The sequence below is a fragment of the Desulfothermus okinawensis JCM 13304 genome, assembly GCF_054654515.1.
Genome location: NZ_BAAIEW010000004.1, coordinates 18,141 through 42,847, shown reverse-complemented (window position 1 = coordinate 42,847; position 24,707 = coordinate 18,141). Strand labels below are relative to the sequence as shown.

The 24,707-nt window shown below is 35.9% G+C and carries 19 protein-coding genes; 2 read left to right on the top strand and 17 right to left on the bottom strand.

What is annotated here, in order from left to right:
* From ACYQ0O_RS02705 to ACYQ0O_RS02665, 9 genes are all read right to left on the bottom strand, one after another.
* On the bottom strand, positions 1-1,488 hold the full coding sequence (locus ACYQ0O_RS02705; RefSeq protein WP_459890391.1) for a mechanosensitive ion channel domain-containing protein: 1,488 nt from the start codon (positions 1,486-1,488) through the stop codon (positions 1-3).
* Between the two features lie 8 nt (positions 1,489-1,496).
* A complete protein-coding gene (locus ACYQ0O_RS02700; RefSeq protein ID WP_459890389.1) occupies positions 1,497-3,599 on the bottom strand; it encodes a CHASE2 domain-containing protein in 2,103 nt (700 codons plus the stop codon).
* A gap of 7 nt (positions 3,600-3,606) precedes the next feature.
* Positions 3,607-4,617 (bottom strand): tetratricopeptide repeat protein, encoded by a 1,011-nt coding sequence (locus ACYQ0O_RS02695; RefSeq protein WP_459890387.1) that lies wholly within the window; start codon positions 4,615-4,617, stop codon positions 3,607-3,609.
* A 4-nt stretch (positions 4,618-4,621) separates the two neighbouring features.
* Complete coding sequence (gene uvrA, locus ACYQ0O_RS02690) at positions 4,622-7,375, bottom strand: excinuclease ABC subunit UvrA (RefSeq protein WP_459890385.1); 2,754 nt, start codon at positions 7,373-7,375, stop codon at positions 4,622-4,624.
* A 90-nt stretch (positions 7,376-7,465) separates the two neighbouring features.
* A complete protein-coding gene (locus ACYQ0O_RS02685; protein ID WP_459890383.1) occupies positions 7,466-8,212 on the bottom strand; it encodes an MlaA family lipoprotein in 747 nt (248 codons plus the stop codon).
* On the bottom strand, positions 8,202-8,903 hold the full coding sequence (locus ACYQ0O_RS02680) for an MlaC/ttg2D family ABC transporter substrate-binding protein (RefSeq protein WP_459890381.1): 702 nt from the start codon (positions 8,901-8,903) through the stop codon (positions 8,202-8,204). Before ACYQ0O_RS02680 ends, ACYQ0O_RS02685 begins: the two co-directional genes overlap by 11 nt.
* Positions 8,904-8,917: 14 nt before the next feature.
* Positions 8,918-9,376, bottom strand: a complete 459-nt coding sequence (gene mlaD, locus ACYQ0O_RS02675; protein WP_459890379.1) for an outer membrane lipid asymmetry maintenance protein MlaD — start codon at positions 9,374-9,376, stop codon at positions 8,918-8,920.
* A gap of 2 nt (positions 9,377-9,378) precedes the next feature.
* A complete protein-coding gene (locus tag ACYQ0O_RS02670) occupies positions 9,379-10,602 on the bottom strand; it encodes an ABC transporter ATP-binding protein (RefSeq protein ID WP_459890377.1) in 1,224 nt (407 codons plus the stop codon).
* Positions 10,603-10,620: 18 nt separating this feature from the next.
* A complete protein-coding gene (locus ACYQ0O_RS02665) occupies positions 10,621-11,427 on the bottom strand; it encodes an MlaE family ABC transporter permease (RefSeq protein WP_459890375.1) in 807 nt (268 codons plus the stop codon).
* A 326-nt stretch (positions 11,428-11,753) separates the two neighbouring features.
* Here ACYQ0O_RS02665 and ACYQ0O_RS02660 point away from each other — a divergent pair, with 326 nt between their 5' ends.
* Complete coding sequence (locus ACYQ0O_RS02660; RefSeq protein ID WP_459890373.1) at positions 11,754-13,496, top strand: long-chain-fatty-acid--CoA ligase; 1,743 nt, start codon at positions 11,754-11,756, stop codon at positions 13,494-13,496.
* Positions 13,480-15,618 (top strand): STT3 domain-containing protein, encoded by a 2,139-nt coding sequence (locus tag ACYQ0O_RS02655; protein ID WP_459890371.1) that lies wholly within the window; start codon positions 13,480-13,482, stop codon positions 15,616-15,618. The genes ACYQ0O_RS02660 and ACYQ0O_RS02655 overlap by 17 nt, the downstream gene beginning before the upstream one ends.
* A 23-nt stretch (positions 15,619-15,641) precedes the next feature.
* Here ACYQ0O_RS02655 and ftsZ read toward each other — a convergent pair whose 3' ends face one another.
* From ftsZ to murD, 8 genes are read right to left on the bottom strand one after another with little or no spacing between them, the layout of a single operon-like run.
* Positions 15,642-16,886 carry a cell division protein FtsZ gene (ftsZ, locus tag ACYQ0O_RS02650; protein WP_459890369.1) on the bottom strand — a complete coding sequence of 415 codons (1,245 nt, stop codon included), beginning with the start codon at positions 16,884-16,886 and terminating at the stop codon, positions 15,642-15,644.
* 60 nt (positions 16,887-16,946) lie between these two features.
* A complete protein-coding gene (gene ftsA, locus ACYQ0O_RS02645) occupies positions 16,947-18,173 on the bottom strand; it encodes a cell division protein FtsA (protein WP_459890367.1) in 1,227 nt (408 codons plus the stop codon).
* Positions 18,174-18,200: 27 nt separating this feature from the next.
* Positions 18,201-18,962: a cell division protein FtsQ/DivIB gene (locus tag ACYQ0O_RS02640; RefSeq protein ID WP_075069261.1), complete on the bottom strand. Its 762-nt coding sequence runs from the start codon at positions 18,960-18,962 to the stop codon at positions 18,201-18,203.
* A gap of 1 nt (position 18,963) precedes the next feature.
* The gene (gene murB, locus ACYQ0O_RS02635) at positions 18,964-19,839 is read right to left on the bottom strand and encodes a UDP-N-acetylmuramate dehydrogenase (RefSeq protein WP_459890365.1); all 876 of its coding nucleotides are present in this window, start codon (positions 19,837-19,839) and stop codon (positions 18,964-18,966) included.
* Positions 19,836-21,206 (bottom strand): UDP-N-acetylmuramate--L-alanine ligase, encoded by a 1,371-nt coding sequence (gene murC, locus ACYQ0O_RS02630; protein ID WP_459890363.1) that lies wholly within the window; start codon positions 21,204-21,206, stop codon positions 19,836-19,838. Before murC ends, murB begins: the two co-directional genes overlap by 4 nt.
* A gap of 22 nt (positions 21,207-21,228) precedes the next feature.
* Positions 21,229-22,335, bottom strand: a complete 1,107-nt coding sequence (murG, locus tag ACYQ0O_RS02625; protein ID WP_459890361.1) for an undecaprenyldiphospho-muramoylpentapeptide beta-N-acetylglucosaminyltransferase — start codon at positions 22,333-22,335, stop codon at positions 21,229-21,231.
* A complete protein-coding gene (gene ftsW / locus ACYQ0O_RS02620; protein ID WP_459890359.1) occupies positions 22,322-23,419 on the bottom strand; it encodes a putative lipid II flippase FtsW in 1,098 nt (365 codons plus the stop codon). Before ftsW ends, murG begins: the two co-directional genes overlap by 14 nt.
* 10 nt (positions 23,420-23,429) lie before the next feature.
* Positions 23,430-24,707 carry a UDP-N-acetylmuramoyl-L-alanine--D-glutamate ligase gene (gene murD, locus ACYQ0O_RS02615; protein ID WP_459890357.1) on the bottom strand — a complete coding sequence of 426 codons (1,278 nt, stop codon included), beginning with the start codon at positions 24,705-24,707 and terminating at the stop codon, positions 23,430-23,432.

Here is a 24,707-nt window from a genome sequence, read left to right as displayed (position 1 = left end):
TTAGTTGTAAAATCCACACAATCTCTTTAAATTTTCAAATAAACTTATCTTCTCCTCCCTGGACCTGGTCCTTTGTTTTTTTACTTCCTTTACAACCCTGTCCCTAAATTTTCTATACACCTCTTCCCGTAGTATATTATCCTTTTCCAGTATCAGCCTAAAGAGCATCCTGTCTATTTCAAGTACCTCTCCGTCCACTGCACAAACAACAGAAGCATTTCTCTTTTGATCTGATATTAATGCAACTTCACCAAAAAAATCACCTGGTTTTAATTTTGCCACTAATTTTTTTTGTCTAATCACATCAAATTCACCACTAATAATTATATACATTGTATCTCCAATATCACCCTCAATTATCACTCTATCTCCAGGATGGTATTTCAGTAGATTTCCATACCTGGCCAAAAACTCCAACACGTCCACCCTTGCATTTTGAAATAGCTCATTTGACCTGAGCACAGAGAGTACTCTGGAATCCACTGTCCCTGGCCTTGGTTCCTTCATTATAACAGTTCTAATTGGAAAGGGAATTTCTATATCAAAGTTTTTAAACTGGTACCAGATTGAGCTATATATCTCATCAATTGCAAGCCTTTTGTCATAGTAGTTTTGCACACCAAAAATAATTTTGTAATTAATAGATGATGCTCCATATTCCATGAGCAAGACTTTTTTTTCCATACTTTGATCAACATAGCGATTTGTATTTAATACATCATAAATGGCCCTCTTTACTTTTACAGGTGGAACTTCATAACTAATACCTATATCAATTTGCACTTCCAGCTCTTCTGAAGGTTTACTATAATTAATTATATTTTCAGATGATATTGTGTTATTTGGAATTATTACATACATATTTAAAATGGTCTTTATCTTTGTATACCTCCAATTTATCTCTTCTACCTTACCTATTAGATCTCCAACCTGAATCCAGTCACCTAAATCAAAGGGCTTTTCTATTTGAATAACTATACCTGAAATTAAATTGCCAATGGTGTCCTTCATTGAAAGACCTATTATAGCAGTCATTATTGCTGATGGAGTTAAGATTGTCACCAGATCAACATTAAATACGTTTCTCAAAAAGACCATTATAAACAATAAGATAATTGTAAATTTAATAATATCAATTAATATATAGCTAATTTTCTTTTTCTTTCTGCCCAATAGATATTCATTTATATATAGATCGACAATAAGTGACCTGACAATTAGAAATATAAAAACAGTTTCTAAGACAAAAATTATCTTTAAAAACCACACGCCCTGAATTTTGTCCTTGAGAAATTCTATAAAGATTAACACTATTACATAGTTTAAAATCTTGGTTAAAAGAGAAGGCCAATCAAATTTCTTCTTTAAAAGTCCAACAAAAATCCTGAGAGACAGTATAATACTAAAGGTAACCGCAAATAATATAATATCTTTTTTGTGAACCAACACCTGTTCAATAAAATCCATAGAGTATTTAATTATATCCATAGTTAGCCTTATTTTTTATCAAATTGAATAACACTTAAATCACTATTTACACTATCCATATCTTTTGTATTGGATATTATATTTAAGTAATATCCACTTAAGTAATCTTTATAATCCCTATACAGTCTTTCAAAGATGTTTTTCGCCTCCTGCATATTCCCATGAGACAGATACTGTATGGCTTTTTCAAAATCTTTTATATCTTCAATACCTAAATCAAGGTCAGTTATTAATTCATACATTCTAACTGGTTCTGTCTTGCCCTTTACAATAACTTTCCCAATATATCTAATAGGAAAATCTTCGTGTGATATTTTCTCTGCTGTGTATTCTGTAATAAGTACATTTGTATTAAAGTATTTGTTTAAACCCTCTACCCTGCTTGCCAGATTCACTGTGTCACCTATAGCAGTATAGTCAAACCTGGTACTTGTTCCAAGATTACCCACAACTGCTTCCCCAGTATTAATGCCAATTCCAATTTTTATTTCAGGAAGACCCTTTTTTTCAAAAGAAATATTTAATTTTTTAACACAATCAACAATCTCCTTTGCTGATTTAACAGCTGCATTTGCATGATTTTCAAGATCAACAGGCACATTAAATAATGCCATTATTGCATCACCAATATATTTATCCAACATCCCGTTATTTTTTAAAATAATATCTGTAACTGGACCAAAGAAACTATTTAGTAGATTAACCAGATCTTCAGGACTTAAATTTTCAGAAATGGAAGTAAAATCCCTTATATCCAAAAAAAGTACAGTTACAGTCTTTTTCTCCCCTCCTAATTTTAATTTATCAGGAGATCTTAAGACTTCATTTACCAATTCCTTTGAAATATAACTACTAAAGGCCTTTTTCAGATACCTTGACCTCTGTTCAATCACAAAATTTCTATATGACTCTAACAGGATAAAACACAAAATAAATTGAAAAATGGGATAAATTGTGGCCACCCTTATATTATTTACTGAAAACAAGAAAACATTAAATGCTAAATAAAGCCCTCCAAATATAAAAAATCCAAAAAGGGAAAATAATGTATTTTTTGTCTTCATTGAAATGATCGTAAGAATTGAGGGAATTAACAAGATGGATAAAATATCTATTAAATAAGTATAGGAGTTTCTTACCAGGTAGAAATTTTGCAGTATATTTGATGCCATTGTACAGTGGACTTCAGTTCCAGGAAAATTGGGATCTGTGGGGGTAGGCACCAAATCTCCAACTGCCTTTTCTGTTACACCAAAAAAGACCAGTTTATCTCTGAGAAAATTTTTCGGTACCTTTCCCTCTAAAATATCCACTGCAGAAACATGGCTTATTGTATGCCCTTTTCCATAGAAGTTTATAAGAAGGCTTCCAGTGCTTGAAACTGGAATTTTTCTATTCCCAACCTTAAGCTCAAGAATTCCATATCTGTCAATTACAACAGAAATAGGCTTAGAAAGATAATTTGATATAGCAGCAAGGGACAGAGAAGGCATCAAATATCCTTCAAAGGCAGCAACCAAGTGTAAACGCCTCAATATCCCATCGCTGTCCGGAAAAACAGAAAAAAAACCCTTTCCTGCTCCGGCTTTTGAAATAATAGGGATATTTGTCTCTGCAGTGGGAAAGTTTTTAATGGGGATGTCTTCTACATCATCTATGAGTTGTATGTCCTGTATAGAAAAATCAGGTAAATTCAGGAGGGCTATTTGTTCTTCATTTTTCTTCTTTTCCTTTCTAAAGAAAAAACCCAGAACAACCTTTCTGGAATCGGCTATTGATTTTGCAAGTAGTCTATCGTCCCTCTCATTTGAGACTTCAGAAAATACCATATCCAGTGCAATGGTCTTTGCACCTAACCTGTCTATCTTTTGTATCAACTTTGCAATAATATCTCGCTTCCACGGCCATCTCCCAATTTTATCAATACTTTTACCATCAACTTCAACTAAAACACATTCAGGGGAAGGTTTAATCTTTTTTCTAAATCTAAATTTAACATCCTGTATCCTATCATCTATTGTCTGAAAAACCTCAAATTGAAAAAAGTATAAAAAATATCCTGTTATAATAATTAGCACACATATAAAAATATATACAATGGACCTTTTCATCTAGATTCTATTTATTTCTTCTCTGTTTATCTAACAGTAATTTGATTTGATTTTTGTATTTTCCTCTTGGGAAAAGTTTATTGTATAACTCAAAGTATCTTTTTGCCATGTCAATATCTTTTATTTCAAGATAAATAAAACCCAATTCAAAAATGGCATCCTCATAAAATTTTGTGTTCTTATAGGTGGTTGCAACTATTTTTAAATAATTTATAGCAGAATTATAATCCTTTAAAAACCTTGTTTTTATAATTGACTTTTGAAATAGAATCTCTGCTTTTACACTGGGAATAGAAGTAAATAAAAACGCAATATCAAGATATTTTAGGGCTTCATTAAATTCCCTTTTATCTATTAAATAACTGGTGTAATTTATATTCCAACGAGCAATGATCTCTGGAAGCTCTTTTAATTTTTTCATCTCCTTGGGTATCACCATACCAGTTACCTGATATAACAATTGATACATATCCTTCAACGTCTTATCTTTTTCAAAATTAACAGGTTGTATTGGAGGCACACTCACTGCACTCTGGGACATCTCTTTTGACTTAGTATCCACTGAAAATCCAGAATTCTTAAGATTTACTATTCCTTTTTTTGTGAAAACAACAGATGCATTGTCCTTTGCATACACTATGAATTCTGTTCCTTTAACCCCAGCAACTCCCCCACCACTAACAACATTAAATGCCTCATCTGGCTTAAGCTTATGGATAATGGATCTCAAGGTGCCGCTCTTTATATTAACATTGGTCTTATTTTTTATTGTAATGTGGCTGTTTGGACCAATAAAAAGAACATCTCCCTTTTTTGTCTTTATTTGTATGGTGGAATTTGCATCTGTTTTGATTTCATCACCTATGTATATTTTTTGTTTTAATTTAACTATCCCATTATTTACCAGAGGACATCCTGTATAAAAAGAAATAAATCCAAATGGTATCTTGAGCCATCCCCCATAAACAATAGATGCAGAAAAGAGAATAATTATTAATTGAATAGGATATTTTTTCACTTTTCTATACCTCCTTCAGGTATTTCCCGGTTATTGAATGGGGGTTATTTTTTATTTCTTCAGGACTACCCTGGGCAATTATCTGTCCCCCATATTCTCCACCACCAGGACCCAGGTCAAACACATAATCACTTGCCCTTATTACATCTAGATTGTGTTCAATTACTATTACACTGGCCCCTTTATCCACCAATTCATGGAGTACCTCTATGAGTTTTCCCACTTCATGCATGTGTAGTCCAGTAGTTGGTTCATCCAAAATATATAGGTTTCCAGGTAAACTCCTTTTACTCAACTCCCTGCTTATTTTGATCCTCTGTGCTTCTCCTCCAGACAGAGTAGTTGCAGGCTGGCCTAGCTTTATGTACTCGAGCCCAACAGCCTCCAATATCTCCAACTTTCTCTTTAATGGCTGGTGGGTCTCAAAAAATTTTTTTGCCTGTCTCACAGTTAAATCCAGTACATCTGCGATATTTAATCCTTTGTAGCGTATATCTAAAGTCTCTTTGTTATAACGTCTGCCTTTACACACATCACACTTAACATACACATCTGGCAAAAAATGCATCTGTATCCTGATATATCCCTCTCCTTCACACCTCTCACACCTTCCACCTTTTACATTAAAGCTAAAACGACCAGGTTTGTATCCCTTTTGTCTTGCTTCCCTGGTCCTGGCAAACAACTCACGTATATGATCAAAGACCTTGGTATAGGTTGCAGGATTGGACCTGGGAGTCCTTCCAATTGGGGACTGGTCTATAAAAATCACATTCTCAATAAGGGAAACACCTTCAATTCCCTGAATTTTTCCAGGGTTTTCAACGGCCTGTCCTTTAGACAAAAGTAAATGTTTATACAAGGTATCACATACCAGTGAGCTCTTTCCAGAACCTGAAACTCCTGTTACACATACCAGAACTCCAAGGGGAATGTCTATATGAATATCCTTTAAATTATTAGTACTAACACCCTTTAACCTAATAAATCCCCTGGGAGCCCTTTTTTTTGACTTAAAATTTATCTTTAAATCACCCCTTAAATATTTCCCTGTGAGTGTATTGCTCATATAAAGCCCATTAAGATGTCCGAAATAGACCACTTCTCCCCCTAACATGCCAGAACCAGGACCTAATTCCACAATATAATCAGCCTCCTTTATTGTGTCGTGGTCGTGCTCAACAACTATTACTGTATTTCCCCTGTCTTTTAATTCCTTGAGGGAACCAAGGAGCCTTTTGTTATCCCTGGGATGCAGTCCTATACTTGGCTCATCTAAAACATATATTATGCCTTCCAGACCTGATCCCAATTGCCCTGCGAGTCTTATCCTCTGGGCTTCCCCACCAGAAAGGGTGGACATCTCCCGGGATAGGGATAAATAGTCCAGTCCAACCTGTTTTAAGAACTTTAATCTGGATTTTATCTCCTTTAAAAGGGGATCTGCTATTTGAGATTCCATACCGCTAAAATTTAGGTTATCTAACCATTCATATAAATGTCTAATAGACCATAAGCACAGATCAAAAATTGAAGCCCCACTAATTTTTACTGCCAGGGACTCTTTTTTCAGTCTGCTACCCCTGCATATTGGACAGGTAACCTTGTGTTTATACCTGGAAAACTCGTCCCTCCACATGGAATTTGATATAAAATTCTTACCTTTTTCAATGAGGCCTATCACACCTTGCCACCCCAACTCCTTGTCACCAAAAAAGATTGCCTCTTGAATATCCCTTGACAACTCACCAAATGGTCTTGTTATATCCTCATTATATTTTTCAAATATCCTTGATAAATATGGTTTGACCTTTGAAAACACCTTTGGCTTTTTTAAAGGGAGTATTGCCCCCTCTATAACAGAAAGCCCTTTATTTGGAACCATAAGGTCCACATGATAGCGCTCAATTGTTCCAATACCAAAACAGGTATTACACGCACCTTGTGGACTATTAAAGGAGAAGAGTTGTGGACTCAGTTTTGGAAAATTTCTATTACATCTGGGACACACAGATTCAGTGGAATAAAATACCTCTGGCCCATTTATGTATTTTATTACTACCTTTCCATCTCCCATTTTTAGGGCCAGCTCTATTGAATCAGACAGCCTTTTCCTTATGTTATCCCTTAGAACCAACCTATCTACTACTACTGAAATATTGTGTTTCTTGTTTTTATCCAGGTTAGGAGGATTGTCTAGTAGGTGTATCTCACCATCAACATATACCCTCACAAAACCCTGAGACCTCAATTTCTTAAATAGTTCTACAAATCCTCCCTTCTTATATTCAACAACAGGTGCAAGGACCATGAATTTCTCTGTTTTACTTTTATGCAAAATAGAGTCTATTATTTCATCTACGCTCTGGGACTTAACCTCAATGTTACACTCAGGACAAAAAATATTTCCAACCCTTGCAAACAATACCCGTAAATAATCGTATATCTCTGTAACTGTTCCAACTGTGGATCTTGGATTTTTTAAAATATTGTGTTGTTCAATTGCAATAGCTGGAGTAAGCCCTTCTATTTTTTCCACTTTTGGCTTTTCCAGTTGAGGTAAAAACTGTCGGGCATAGGCAGATAGGGATTCAACATATCTTCTTTGTCCTTCTGCATAGATAATGTCAAAGGCCAGGGTGGATTTACCAGATCCACTTGGTCCACATATAACAATGAATTTGTCCCTTGGAATATCTAAATCTATGGATTTTAAATTATGGTGATGGGCATTTCTTATTTTTATAAATCTGGACATGGATTTAAATCTGAAGTGATTTATTTAATGAATAGAAACGAACACCTATTTCAGCACAAGTTTATCAAAACTGGAGCTAAAATAGAAAAACTAGTGTTTGGACAATAGAGAATCCCTGTACTGGATATATGCATTTCTAAAGGATATGTATGGATCAATTGCTGAAGACTTTATATCTTCATATTCACCCAGATGAAGGGATAAATAATTTAATCTATCTTCACCTTTGATTGCAATAGATGCTGGCATTGGCTCAACATATGTAACAGGATCTAAAAAATGGTCGCCAACCATTCCTATACCGTCCCTTAAAGTGGTTGGACCAAGCACAGGCAAGACCAGATAGATTCCATTACCTATCCCCCACTTAGCAAAGGTGAGTCCAGTATCGGCCTTTGGAGGGGGGGACAGTGCTTTTACTCCAGAAGCCACATCTAGAAGGCCCCCAAATCCAAGTGCTGTATTTAAGATTACCCTGGCTGTATCTTTTAAAAAATTTACAAACTCAAATTCCAGGAGATGGTTAACAGCCCTAATGGGATATTTTATATTGGAAAATGCCCTGGATATTCCCTGTCTAAAATTCAAAGGAACGACCTCAGAATAAGCCTTAGCTACTGGTTTAAAGACATAAAAATATAACTTGTCATTTACCTTAAACATAAAACGATTAATTGGCTCTATGGGGTCATGTACCTGTGTTACATTATCACTATATTCTGAATCAAGCTCAGACATTATGTCATCAACACTTGAATTATCAGCTGCCCACACAAACTGAGAAAAGAATAAAATTGCAATAAAAACAATGCAAAAAACTCTATTATTAATTTTCATACAAACTTTCCTTTTTTAACATACCACACATAACGCGGAATTTTAAAATCCCAATCTCACCACCTTTCCCACATTTAGTGTCCTTTAGCTTTAATCTCAATTCATTTATAACCTCTTTGGGTGATTTTTTTAATAACATATCCTTAAATTGACTTCTATAATTCTTGATTAAACTTACACCTTCAACATACACATCATAAATCTTCCATTGTTTTCCTATTAAGACAAACCTATAATTTATTGGAATATATTTGTCATTATATTTTATCCTTGTCCTTACCTCTGCTTTTCTAGATGAAAATATTATCTGGTCAAGGATTTCTATATTATTTTTTGGATATTTTTTAATATCTTCCACATGGGCCAATATCTTGTCAAAATAGTTCTGGGTGAGTAAATCTATAAATAGACATTCAAATTCTTTTTGTTGCTCATTTGAGAATTCTCTGTAATTCCTACCTAAAACCATCCGTGCCATTATATGAAATGAAAATATCTCCTTTGCAAGGTCAACCAACTTTTCTTCAAATTGGAGTTTATACTCTGTGGAATTATTTGAATTGTCGTAGGTCTTAAATACCTGGATAGTTTTGTCTATATATTTACTAAGTGTATCAGAAGGCTCCTTTGCAAAGCATGTAAATGTTGAAACCAGAGATAACACAATTACCAAAATAATAGTTCTCATCATATATAGATCCCCACTTATTTTTTTACATTTCCAAAGACATATTTACTCACAAGTGCTTCAAAATCCACAGGTGGCTCAGTATCTACAATCATATCCCCTGCTGAGAGATAGATATCAGAACCACCAGGTGATATACTTACATATTTATCACCTATAAGTCCATTGGTTTTAATAGATGCTATTGAATCATCGCTCAATTTTATGTCTTTTCTAATTTCCATAACCACTATTGCTGAGTAATCCTTAGGATTTAAAATAATATCTTTAACCCTTCCAACTTCTACACCAGATATCCTCACCTCGTTTCCTTTTTTTAAGCCAGTAATATTACTAAATCTGGCTTTAATTGGGTAGTATTTGCTACCCACAAGTTCCATTTTCCCAAGTTTTATGGTCAAATATCCAATACAAATAAGTGAAATAAAAACAAAAATTCCAACAGTAAATTCAATATAATATTTTTTGTCTGCCATAATTAAACCTCTTTTTTACCACAAAGTAATTTTGCAAGTAAAAGCCTGTTGCCCCTGGCCTCATCTACTAATTGAGTTAAAGATTTTTCACTGTCTATGGATACAGATCCTGCATAAACGGAAAATTCCACACATGAATCTGTATAAGATTCCTCCTGCATAAAGTCTTTAACCTTAAGTTTTTCTCCAATCAAGCCCAAATGTTTTTCTATTTCCTTTGCATCAGAAACTGTTACAACAGAAACCACTTTATCTATACCATATTTCCCAACACCAACAATGGCTGTTCCACAACTATCCCTGCATATGGAAACTATCTCGCTTACAATGTTGTATGGAGTTATATAACCCACTTTTTCCACAAGCTCATTGTATTTGTCTATTTCATATACAATTAGTGACATGGATTTTGTTTTATCTCTTTTAATCTTCTCAAAGAACCTCTCAAAATCCCTACTGGTCATCATCCCTGCAACGTTATTTTTCAAAAATTCCAGGCTATTTATAAATTCATGAACCACAGGATGGCCGCTATTTTCAAGTTCCATGGGCGTTCCTTCAAAAATAATTTCACCTTCATCAATAACAGCTATCCTGCTGGATATGTAGAATACATGGGGCACATCGTGGCTCACCAACACCGCAGTAAACCCAAATTCACGCTGCTTTCTTAAAATCATTTCAAGTACGCTATTTCTTCTAACTGGATCAAGACCTGTAGTTGGCTCATCAAATAACACCACTTTAGGGTCTGTAACTACTGCACGGGCAAGGGCTACCCTTTTTTGCATGCCCCCAGAAAGCTGAGATGGATATTTATTCTCCTGACCAGAAATATCCAGAGTCTCCATAACACTGATGACCCTTTTTCTTATCTCCTTATCAGATAAGTTTGTAGTTTCTACAAGGGGAAGGGCAATATTTTCATATATTGTCAGTGAATCAAAAAGGGCATTATTTTGAAACATAAAATTGATTTCTTTTTTTACTTCCCTCCACTGGGACTTTGACATCCTGTGTATTGACTGACCTTTGTAGAGAATGTCCCCTTTATCTGGCCTCTCCAATCCTATCATCAATTTTAAGGTAACACTCTTTCCAACCCCACTTTTTCCTATAATAGTGGTGATCTCAGAAGGATAGACCTTAAAACTTACTCCCTCTAAAACTACCTTTTCTCCATATCGTTTATATACATCTTTAAATTCAATAAGCGGTGTCTTCATATTGTAATAAACCTGCTTTTATAGTAGAAAAGATGTTAAGACATAATCTCCAACTAGGACAAGTACACAGGATATCACCACTGCATTTGTGGTGGCAAAACTAACACCCCTTGCCCCAAATCCATCTTTTCTTTTATTTACAAAATATCCCTGATAACAGCAAATTGTAACCACCAATATACCAAAAACTATTGCTTTATAAAACCCACCCATTATATCCTTCATGTCCACTAAATTCTCCATTCTAGAAAAATAGGTTCCTGAATCTATGCCAAGTAAAAGTACCCCGCTTATATATCCACCTATTATTCCTATTACATCAAATAGAGATGTCAAAAATGGAAAACAGAGAAGGGAGGCCAACATCCTTGGTGAAAAAAGGTATCTAATGGAGTTTATATTCATGGTCTCAAGGGCATCTATCTGTTCAGTGATCCTCATAATTCCTATCTCAGCTGCCATGGCTGAGCCTGCCCTTCCAATGACCATTATGGCAGTTAAAACTGGACCAAGCTCCCTTATTATTGATAAGGCCACTGCAGCTCCTAAAACTCCCTCAGAACCAAATTTAACCAGGGTGTAATAACCCTGAAGTCCCAATACCATGCCTGTAAACAAACCCACCAGGGAAATTACAAAAATAGACTTAAAGCCTATAAAATATATTTGCTGTAAAATTTTTTTGACCTGGAAAGGAGGGGTAATGGAATAAACAATACCCTTTAGAAAGAACAAAAAAATTGCCCCTAATTCTCGTATAAATCCAACAGACAAACTTCCAGGATACCTTATGAAATCAAAAAATAGGTGCCTTCGTTGCTTCATATGGATATACCTTTTTTACATAAGATAATAAAACAAAACCGAGGAGATAGTAATTCTTTTTAAACACCAGGTCAATAAAACAAGAAGCTAAATATTTCAATACGGAAGATTCCTTTTAAGCGGAGATGTTCATTTCCCATAGGATATTCCTACTTTTCTCCTCATATTAAATTGTCATAAAATACCCTTGACTTTGATATATGTTAAATTTAATGGTGAAAAAATTTCTAACTGTAATTTATGTAGCTTAACCCAAGTTTTGATAAACTTAGGTAAATGGAATAGTATATTTTTATTGTTAAAAACAATTGGTTATAGGAGTTAATATGTTTGAAAACATTTCAAGACCATGGCTTGACCACTACGATGAAGAAGTAAGACCCCATATTGATTATAAACATCTTCCTGTTTTTGGGTATTTGATGAGGTCTGCGAAAAAATACCCAGACAGGCTGGCAGTGGTCTTTCAAAATAAAAAAATTTCATACAAAAAACTTAATTACTTAACCGACCTAGTGGCCACCAACTTGCGAAAACAGGGGATAGGAAAAGGAGATAAGGTGGCCATAATGCTCCCAAACCTCCCTCAGACCATTATAACCTATTTTGGGGTACTCAAGGCAGGGGCAATTGGTGTTATGACAAATCCCCTTTACATGGAAAAGGAACTTATCCATCATTTCAATGATTCAGAGAGCCGTTTTTTGATTGCCTTAGACAGACTGTGGCCCAAATTAAATCCCTTGCTTCCAAAATTTTCCATTGAAAAGATATTTTTTACATCCATATCAGATAGCCTCTCATTCCCTTTAAACCTGTTATACCCCATTAAAGCTAAAAGGGAAGGTACTTATGTTAATGTGCCCTATAATGAAAAAAATATACTAAAATGGAAAATACTTCTAAAGAAAACTCCAATAATGGAACCAGAGAAAATAGATCCTTCAAATGATCTGGCCCTCCTTCAGTACACAGGTGGGACTACTGGTCTCTCAAAGGGAGTAATGCTCACCCACGACAATCTAACTGCCAATATCCAACAGGCAGCAGAGGTATTAAACAATATTGGTGGAGAGAAACAGGAAACTTTCCTCTCATTACTTCCTTTTTTTCACGTCTATGGGCTTACTGTATGTCTAAACCTACCAACACTACTTGGAGCAACAACCATTCCCTATCCCCAGTTTCTGCCCCAGGAGGTTTTAAAGGCAATAAACAAATATAGACCAACAATCTTTCCCTCTGCTCCAGCTATATTCAAGGTGCTGTTGCAACAAAAAAACATATCACAATTTGATTTAACTTCCATTAACTATTGTATAACTGGATCTGCTCCAATGCCCAGAGAGTTGTCAAAGAAATTTAAAGAACTAACAGGTGCAGAAATAATAGAAGGCTTTGGCCTAACAGAGGCATCACCAGTTACCCACTTAAACCCACTTAAAGGCAAAAAAAAGATTGGGTCCATTGGACTCCCATTTCCAGACACAGACGCAGCCATTGTAGACTTAAAGACCGGCACCAAATTACTTCCACCCAATGAACCAGGAGAACTCATTATAAGAGGCCCTCAAGTAATGAGGGGATATTGGAAAAAACCAAAGGAGACCAAAGAGACTTTAAGGGATGGATGGCTCTATACTGGGGATATTGCCTATATGGACCAGGAAGGATATTTCTTTATTGTGGACAGAAAAAAGGATCTAATAATTTCTGGAGGATACAATATATATCCAAGGGAAATTGAAGAAGTATTGTATGAGCACCCCAAGGTTGCTGACGCCGCTGTAATAGGGGTTAGCCACAAGACCAGAGGAGAAATAGTAAAGGCATATGTGGTTCCAAAACCTGGTATGGAGTTAGACAAAAGGGAAATAATAGCTTTTTGCAGGCAAAAACTGGCAAATTATAAGGTCCCTAAACAAATCGAAATCAGAGACGAGCTCCCTAAGACTGTTATAGGAAAGGTCTTGAAAAAGGATCTAAAGCAAGAACAAGGAAACAAGGAACTAACTGAACAGGATCTAGATGTACAGGAGGATGATAATTCTTATGAAGAACAAGGATAATCCTAAAGAGAGTATATTGTCGCTGTCTACCGTTCTGGTTCTTTTAATGTGTCTCTTAATACCAATTGGGGTCAGATTCATTGAATATCCCAAGTGGCAAAACAAGAACTTTGAAATTAATGGTGAGAAGCTAATGGCAACACATGATGCCTATTATTATCTTGCATCTGCCACAGGAACAAGTAGGAATCCCAACGAGCCATTGGGGGTAATCACGAGGTATGTTTCAAAAATAACCACTATTCCACCAGGTAAATTGGCATTTTATATACCAGGTCTTCTTTGTTCCATTATGGCTATCCCTCTAGTTATCCTTGCTTACAAAAACAATATGTTGGAATCTGCCCTTGCAGCAAGTATACTTGGCTGCTGTTGCCTTGGATATTTGGGACGAAGTAGACTGGGATTCTTTGACACAGACTTTGGAATACTCACTTTATTTGTTTCATTTTGCGCCACAATGGTAATCTGGCTTGAAAAAAAGGGAAAAAGGTCAGATCTCCCCAATATATCAAACCTTAAACTACCCATTATAATTGGACTAATTGGATACTGTTACATATGGTTTTACAAAAGTGGGCAATCTGTTATCTTGTTTTCTATTTTCCTCGCCTTCATCTCGTCATTAATTGAAAATAAAAGGGAAAAACGTCCTTTTTTTGATTCAATTTATGGATTTGCCATAATATATACTCTTACTTTTGGCATTTTGAGCGGTATATTAACTTTAATCATATTGAGCTTGTATCTTAATAAATCCAAGGGCATCAACAAAAATGTCTACAATTCTATTGTTCTGTTGGGTGTTATAGCTGCCTCTTTTGAGGGATCTGTCCATGTTATTATCTATTCGGGAATAATTAAATTCTTAATATATTCTAAAATCTTACCCCATTACATTGGATCCAACAAAACCTACTCCATACAACTACCCAGTGTAGTCCAGAGCATAAAAGAGGCCCAAAATTTAAAATTGTCAGGTGCAGTTATGAGAATGGGATCCAATTGGCCCACCTTCTTAATTGGACTCTTAGGACTGTTTTATCTCATAATAAAAAGACCTTCCTATTTGATATTTTTGGTATTTTTCTTGCTTGGAATTTTGTCCATAAAGCTTGGAAATAGGTTTGCCATGTATGGTGGAGTAGCAATTGGTGTTGGATTGGGCTTTGGAACTGGGCTTATGTTTAAAAACCTCCTGTCAAAGACAGGAAGATGGCTCTTTCAACTGGGGATATCAATTCTAATATTAATACCCATTGTACAAATAGCCTTGAAATTTAATCCTACTCCTATTTTTCCCAAGGTATATGCTAAGACATTTATTGAGGCATCAAAGATAGTTCCTAAGGATGCAAGGCTTTGGCAATGGTGGGACTATGGTTATGCATGCCAATACTATGCAAAAAGGCCTTCTTTTGGAGACGGGGGAATTCACGATGGTCCATTTTTATATCCCCTGGCCCTGGTACACACTTCAAATTCTCCTCTACTTGCAAACAACATAATCAAATATGTAACAAATAGCCAATTAATAGACTACAAAAACAACAAAGAAAAGTATGGGCAAGAATATAAAGATATTCCCTTAATCTGGCAGATATATTTATCTGATCCAGTGAATCAACTGGATAAAATGGGCCCAGATAAGGCAAAATTATTTTTAGATTCCCTTAAAAAGAAAAAATTGAATATTTCTAATATCCCCCCTCAATACCTGGTTTTTTCCTGGGAAAACCTAAAACTAGCATATTGGATAAGTTATTTTGGGACATGGGATATAGTTACAGGTACTGCCTTTCCAGGCAAGATCCAAAGCCTTAGAGGTAGAATAAGCCTAAATACAGAAGAAGGTATTTTGGTTGTAAACAATAAAAAAATGAAGCTCGATGGATTGATTATTGTAGACAATAAGGGAAAATCCCATGAGTACACCTGGGATTATGGCTCTGATTTATATGCAATATTGAATCAAATATCCAAGGAAATGTTTATAATGGACTCCACTATATATTATTCAAATATGATACAAATGCTCCTAAAAAGCCCATCAATATTTAAACCCTACTTTAGTCTAGTTATAGACCACTCTCCTTGGACAAGGGTATATAAGGTAAATTAATGCAGGGGATTTCCCCCTGCCCTTTAATCTACCTGTTTCCTTATAAAGGATGGGATTTCAAAATCCTCCTCATCTTCAAATATAAAATCATCCTCTCCACTTGCAACACCCACCTTTTGACCTTGAATGAGACTTACTTTATCTTCATCCTTACCTGATTTTTTCCTCAAGTATGCAGGGAGCTGTCTCTCCTCTTCTGAAGCTGCAGGAGCAGGACGCCTATTTGTCTGTCTAGGCTTATGTTCAATCCTCCTCAAATTTCCCATCCTATGCACACCAGAAGATTCTATAGTTGTGTCAATTGGCTGTTCCCCCTTTTCAATTCCAGTTGCAATCACAGTAATCCTCATCTCATCAGTACATTCTTCATCAAAAACTGTTCCAAAGAATATCTGTGCATCTTTACTTGCAGCTTCATAGATAATGTTGGCAGCCTCGTCCACTTCCTGAATCCTTAAATCTGGACCTGCAGAAATATTCATAAGGATACCCTGGGCACCATCAATGGAAACATCCTCTAAAAGAGGACTGGTTATGGCCTTCATAGCCGCTTCCCTGGCCCTGCCTTCGCCACTTGCTATGCCAGTACCCATAAGTGCCAATCCCATGCCCTGCATAACTGCCTTAACGTCTGCAAAATCCAAATTTATAAGTCCAGGAACAAGGATCAAATCTGAAATACCCTTAACAGCATAGTACAGCACTTCATCTGCTTTTTTTAACATTTCCACAAATGTGGCATTCTTAGATGCAAGGGATAGCAACCTATCGTTTGGGATTGTGATGATACTGTCCACAACTTCCTTTAAATTTTTTATTCCCCTCTCTGCCTGTTGTTGCCTTTTGGGTCCTTCAAAATAAAAGGGCTTTGTGACAACTGCTACTGTAAGCGCCCCAAGTTCTTTGGCAATCTGGGCTATAACAGGAGCTGCCCCTGTACCTGTTCCGCCCCCCATCCCTGCTGTAACAAAAACCATATCACTACCCATTAAAAGTTCCCTAATGGTATCAGCACTTTCTTCTGCTGCCTGTCTTCCCACTTCAGGATTTGCTCCAGCGCCAAGACCTTTAGTGAGCTTTTCTCCAAGCTGAATTTTGTATTCTGCACTTGAGTTCTTAAGGGCCTGAACATCTGTATTGGCAACTATAAATGACACCCCATTTAAAGAAGAATCAATCATATTATTTACAGCATTTCCACCACCTCCTCCAACTCCAATAACCTTTATCTGGGCATTACCTTCTGGTACTATTTCCATATGTTCCATGGCTTCCTCCTTTTGATTTCCCTTGATAATATTTTTTAGTGGGCCCATCCCACCTTCTCTTTAACTAATGTCCACAAACCAATTTTTCATCTTAGAGAGCAACCTATCAAACACATTACGCTCTCTAATCCTAAAGCTTGTTGCAAAATTTTCCTTCTTTGCCCCATATATTAGAAGACCAACAGCAGTTGCATATTTGGGACTCATGACAACATCTTTTAGGCCTCCAATCCCCATTGGATATCCAATCCTCACAGGAAGACCAAATACTTGCTCTGCTAGCTCAACAATTCCTTCAATAAGGGAGCTTCCCCCTGTGAGTACAACCCCTGCACCAATCATTGGCTTGTAACCAGACTTCTCTAATTCCTGATCCACCAAGGCAAGTATTTCCTCCATCCTGGGCTCACATATCTCAGCCAAGATTTTTCTAAAAAGCCTCCGTGGAGGCCTACCACCAACAGTTGGGACCTCAATGACCTCATTGTCCTGAACCAGATCTGACAAGGCACATCCATATTTTTTCTTTATCTCTTCTGCGGCACTCATGGGGGTCCTGAGACCAAAGGCTATGTCGCTTGTCAAATTTGTCCCCCCAAGGGATAAAATGGAAATGTGTTTTATTGAGTCATTTGAAAAGACCGCAAGATCAGTGGTACCACCCCCAATATCCACCAATGCTACCCCAATTTCCTTTTCCTCATCTGTGAGTGTGGCATAGGCAGATGCTAAGGGTTCCAATACAATATCTGAAACGTCTAATCCAGCCTTGTGACATGAACGAATAATATTTTGGGCACTTGACACTGCACCAGTTACAATGTGCACTTTAACTTCCAACCTCACCCCTGACATCCCAAAGGGATCTTCAATGCCTCCCTGATCATCTACAATAAATTCCTGGGGAAGTATGTGAATTACCTCCCTATCCAACGGAATCGCCACGGCCTTTGCTGCATCAATGACCCTTTCAATGTCATTTCTCGTTATTTCTTGACCCCTCACAGGGATGACACCATGGCTATTAAACCCCATAATGTGACTTCCTGCTATCCCAGCATAAACAGATCTAATCTCACACCCACTCATCTGCTCTGCCTCGTCTAAGGCGTCCTTTATGGACTTCACCGTCTGCTCAATATTCACTACCACTCCCTTTCTGAGGCCAGAAGATGAACTAACACCAGTGCCAATTATATTTACCCGTCCACCCTTATTCTCTCCTATAACTGTACATATCTTAGTTGTGCCTATGTCCAGTCCCACAATAACCTCTCCCTTTGCCATGGCTATCCCCTATTTAATTTTTAAGCATCAATTCCTTATCTTTACCCATGCCAATCTATTAATCACTATAATCCTGGCAACATTAGTTGCCTCACCCCGTCTCTTTATGTCATTCCAAATTAAATGCGCAGTTTTAATACTACTATTTAACTTATCTGTATCTATATACCATAGAACTTTGTTTTTATAATCATAAAGTTTAATATATAATTTTCCAATATAAACCCAACCAATGGCATCCATGCTTATGGTAGTATTTGCAAAAGTCCAATAATCATCTATTTTGGATAAGAATTTTTCGTCTTCTAACTCTAAAACTGGTAAATCAAGTATTTTGTCTCCATATCTGTCTATCTTTGTTCCATCTTTAGATATGTAATATAATGTTTTTTTTTCATGTAAAATAAATATAGGATCCCTTTCAGTTAAATTTATAACTATTTTATTGGGTATTATTCTTTTGATTAATACATCCTTTACCCATTTATCTTTTAATAATTTCTTTTTTATATCAAATAAATTTATATCAAAAATATTTTGTCCATAATTAACATTTATTTTCTGTAATATTTCATTCTTTCTTAAATATCTTAAACCATTGATTTCTATATATTTTAGTGAAAAAATACTTGTAGTAGTTATATATCTATAACTCTTTATCAATATCCAACTTATAGCTAAAAATAAAATTATTATTAAACTATATAAAATTAAATATTTTATAAAAGTTGCAAATATCTTTAAGATTTTAACGGATATTTTATCCCCTTTATATATATTCTTTGACATTTTAAGATAATATCTTCACTTCAAGATCCAAATTTATCCCAAAATTTTCAAATACTTTTGTTTTTGCTATTTCTATAATCTCCATTACCTGAGAAGGTGTACCCTTTCCCCTATTTATCAAAAAGTTCGCATGGATATTGGAAAACATAATATCTCCCACTGAAAAACCCTTCATACCGCTTTTATCCAGCAAATATCCAGCAGGATATTGTATGGGATTTTTAAAAACGCAGCCACAGGTCTTTGATGTAATTGGCTGAGTGTTTTTTTTCTTTATAAAAGTTTCTTTTATTTTGCTTAAAAGTAAATTTTTATCTGATTTTTTAAAAGATATAGTTGTGGAAAAAACACACCATAACCCTTTAGGAAAAGGAGAAATAAATTTTCTGTATGAAAAATCCAGCTCATCCTTTACATAAGTAACTAAGCCTTTATCTTCATGCCAAAGGGTGAGTTTAGATATAGCATCAAATATCTCTGTTCCATAAGATCCAGCATTCATACATACAGCCCCACCAACAGTACCAGGGATTCCAATTAAATTCTCAAGGCCCATATATCCCCTTTTTACGGCCCACATTATGAGAGTCTTTAAAGGTACTCCTCCTCCAACCTCAATTATTAAATGGTCTTTATCTTCTTTAACTATATCCAATTTATTGTTAAAAAGACGTACTAAGAATAAGTCTAGAAAGTTAGATCCCGGAACCACATTGGAACCATTTCCTAAAAATATACCCCTAACACCTTTCTTCTTAAAGAAATTGGAAGTCTCCTCTAAGTCTTTAACATCTCTAACCTCAATTAGACCTTCGCACCTCGAAGTAATGCCAACTGTAGTCAATTTATCAAGACTGGGCCTTGAAATAATCTTCATATTTCTTCCCTTTCATGAACATATGAGACACCCACCTTCCAGATATTTCCAGCGCCAAGGGTAAGTAATAGGTCACCAGGATTTAATACTTCTTTTACCTTTAAAAGGCAGCTGGTTAGATCCTCACAATAAATTACATTGGTGTTACTTAATTGTTTAATTCCTTTGGCCAGAGACTCTCCATCAACTCCTGGAATTGGATCTTCTGAAGCTGGATATATTTCAGTCACCAACAACACATCTGCAAGCCCAAAAGACTTACAAAAATCACCAAACAGTGCCTTTGTCCTTGTGTATCTATGAGGTTGAAACGCCACAACCAGTCTCTTGTCTGGATACACATCTTTTATTGTCTTAAGGGTGGTCTTTATCTCAGTTGGATGATGACCATAGTCATCAACAACTAAAACTCCCCCAATCTCCCCAACTTTTTCTAGCCTCCTTCCAACTCCTTTAAAGCCTTCCAATGCCCTTATTATGTGTTCTTTTGATATGCCAAAGTGATTGGCCACACCAATTACTCCCATGCCATTTAAGATATTGTGGATTCCAGGGATACCTATAATGCACTCTCCCCAAAATTCACCATCCATAAACACCTTAAACTTAGACTTGGCTCCTGTTTCTATTATCTCGCCCCTTATTGTGTTATGTTCTTTGAAGCCATAGGTTATAATTGATCTCTTTACCAGGGGGATTAATTCCATTATATTTTCATCATCACCACAAACCACATTCACTCCATAAAAAGGGACCATATTCATAAACTTTAAAAATGTTTCTTTAATGGCATCCAGATTAGGATAAAAATCCATGTGATCAGCATCTATATTTGTGACCATGGAGACTATGGGAAACAAGCACAAAAATGAGCCATCTGACTCATCTGCTTCAGCTATTAAATACTCCCCCCTGCCTAAAACAGCATTTGTACCATAGGCATTGAGCCTGCCTCCTATAATTACTGTTGGATCTAATCCTGCTTCCATAAATACTGTTCCAAGAAGGGAAGTAGAAGTGGTCTTTCCATGGGTCCCTGCTACTGCAATACCAGTCTTAAGCCTCATGAGCTCTGCTAACATTTCTGCCCTGGGGATAACTGGAATGGATCTTTGTTTTGCCTCTACAATCTCAGGATTATCATCAGAAATAGCACTTGAAAAAACCACCACTTCAGCATTCTCTACATTTTTTGCACTGTGCCCTATTATAACCCTGGCTCCCAATTTTTTAAGTCTCTCTATTACCTCGCTGTCAGCCACATCTGACCCTGACACCGTATATCCCAAATTCAATAACACCTCTGCAATTCCACTCATTCCAGATCCGCCTATCCCCACCATATGCACCTTTTTTATTTTTTTCATACCTCTATTTCCCTTGTTTTTTTCAACATCTACCAAGCTCTACTATCCTCTGGGTCAATTTTAAACTGGCATCTGGCCTTGCTATTGAGCGCGCGGCCTTTGACATCTCCTTCAATTTGCCTGGTATAGCAACTAAATCTGCTACAATACTCCCCAGAGAGTTGCTTTCCAGAAAAGGCTGTTCCACCACCATGGCGCCACCAACCCTTTCTAAAAATCTTGCGTTTATTCTCTGGTGATCATTGGCAGCATATGGATAAGGTATCAATATACTTGGTTTTCCCATTGTTGCCAGTTCAAAAATAGTAGATGCACCAGCCCTACACACCACCAGATCAGCCCAGAGATAGGCCTCTTTCATATCCTCTATAAAGGGCACCACTTTGTATTTATCTATCCCTGCAGCCTTGTATGCAGACAAAACCCTTTCATAGTCTAACTCACCAGTTTGATGGTATAGACTAACTCCCATTGTCTTAAATAAAACAAGAGAATCCATCACTGCATCATTTATCCCCTTGGCACCCTGGCTCCCCCCCACAATTAGTAAATTGATCTTTTTCCGTCCCCCATCTATATTCCCATTTTCCCTTTTTGCTGCATCAATTATCTCCTGTCTTACTGGATTTCCCAGAACTTCAGTCTTGTGTTTTTCAAATATTCCAGCCTCATCTGGAAAGCTTAAAAACACCTTGTCCACCCTTTTTCCCAAAAATCTATTGGTAAAACCAGGATAACTATTTTGCTCATGGATACACGTTGGAATACCCATTTTATACCCTACATACACTGGTACAAATGAGGCATAGCTCCCAAAACCTGCAATAACACTAGGCCTAATTTTTTTTAGCCACAAATAACAAATTATAGAGCTGTACAAAACCAAACCCATATTTGTAATTGATCTAACTCCCTTACCCAATATCCCTTTAACAGGGAGCAAATACACATTATACCCTGCCCCCAGGATTAGCTTTTTCTCCTGACCATATTTGCCCCCTACAAAAATAACTTGTGCTTGCTTTTGGGCAAAATTTTCAATTTCTCTGGCAACAGCTAAAGCCGGGAATATGTGCCCCCCTGTACCGCCTGTTGCCAAAACAATTCTACACTTTTTAGACACTGACATTTTTCTTAATTGCACTTAAAATTAATCCCATACCCATGGACATAGCCAAAAAATTTGATCCGCCATAACTTAAAAATGGCATTGCCAGCCCCTTTGGAGGAATCATACCAAGTACAACGGACATATTTAAAAAGGCTGAAAATACAATTACAAAGGTAATCCCCCCAACTAAAAATTTATCCTTAATATCCGGGATATCAACAGAAAGTCTCATGCCCATATACAAAATGGCGATAATACATAAAAATACCAAACTAAGGCCCAAAAAACCCAATTCTTCACCTAACACACTTAAGATAAAATCTGTGTGTGCTTCAGGGAGAAAAAATAATTTCTGTTTCCCAAACCCAAGGCCAACACCATTAATCCCTCCATTTGCCAGGCCATATATTGACTGTACCAACTGATAGCCCTCTTTTTGCGCATGCTCAAATGGATGCAAAAATGCCTTCCACCTCATCAGCCTATATGGAGAGGTAATGACCATAAAAATTGCAGACCCAATAAAGAGAAACAGAGAACTTATCCAATAGAGAAACTTTGTCCCCCCAATTAAACTCATAAAAAGGAATATTCCACACACAAACACCGCCCCACCAAAATCAGGTTGAAAGATTAATAACAGGGCAAATAAGCTGGTCACTAAAATAGGAGGTAGAAAACCAATACTAAACTTTTTTATCTTTTCCTGTTTTTCTCCAAAAAACCACGCAAAATAGACTGTTAAAAAAATCTTGGAAAACTCCATTGGCTGAAGTGAAAACCCCAAAAAGGGTATCCACCTTGATGCACCGTGAACCTTAATTCCAAAAGAAGTTAAGGTTAAAACAATTAGTGTTAAACATATAAGTAACCATACATATCTGGTTGCATAGAAAAAATTAGTTGAAATCTTTGATACTAAATATATGGTTACACACCCAATTATAAAAAATACAGATTGCTTTTTTATAAAATAATAGGGATTATTAAATTTTGATGTAGCATAAATACTACTGGCACTAAATACCATAACCAGACCTATTGTCATTAAAACTAAAACAGGAAAAATAATAAATTTATATGAAGATAAATTTTTATGCATATCTTTTAATTTAACTTTCTTCCATTAAGGTTGTCACTACATTTTTAAAATAAGCTCCACGCTCTTTATAATTTAAAAACATATCAAAACTGGAACATCCTGGAGAAAACAAAATAATATCACCTTTTTTTGCACAGGAAAAAAGATGCAATACAGCCTCTTTAACATCTTTTACCTTTTTTACTGGAAAGTACTTTTTCCAATTATCAAAAAATATATCTGAACTCTGACCAAAGACACAGGCACTTATTACCCTATCTTTAATTGATTTCCCTGTCTTAGATGGATCTCCACCTTTAAATATTCCCCCAGAAATCAGTAGCACAGGACAGTCAAAAGAGCTTACAGCTGCTTCTATGGATTTAAGGGTCGTTGATTTAGAATCATTATAGAATTTAACACCATTTATTTCATCAACATATTCAAGTCTGTGTTCAAAGGGTGTAAACTCATAGGCTGCTTCTATAAATTGAGACTTCTCTATTCCTAGCTCCCTGCAGACAAAATATGCTGCTGCAATATTTTCAAGATTGTGATCCCCAATTAAGTTCTTTAACTTTATATTTGTCCTTGAGAAATACTTAACAGTAGATTTCAACCTATATCCATCCAAAACGGATTTTAATTTGGTATTTATTAAAGCAACATCTCCTGCCAACTGATTTTTAAATATATTGAGTTTACACTTTAGATATTCATCTATGTCTTTATGGAAATCCAGATGGTTTTCTGAAAAATTTAATAATACAGATATGTTGGATCTAAAATTTATTATATTTTGGAGTTGAAAACTGCTGAGTTCAAGGAGTACAATTTTTGTTCTATCCTGAGTTACGTATTCACTCAATGGTGTTCCAAAATTTCCACCAACAAAATGGTCAATCCCCAGTTTATCTAATACCCAAGAAATAAGTCCAACAGTGGTAGTTTTGCCATTTGTACCTGTTATACCAATTATTTTTTCCCCATTCATATATCTATAAGCAAATTCTATTTCTGAAATAATTGGTACATCTGATCCAACTAACTCTTTTATTTTATGTACAACTACTCCTGGACTTAAAATTACAAGGTCCATATGAGTAAATTGATCCCTTATATGTTGTCCCTCAATAATTTGAACGGACATATTTTTCAATTTTTCTAGTGTATTAGAATCAATCACACCTTTTTCCCGTTCAAACAAAAAAGTCTCAAAACCCATTTTTGAAGAAAGTTTTGCAGCAGCAATTCCCGATACTCCAGCACCTATAACTGCTATTTTTTTTGCTTTAAATTCTTTTTTCAT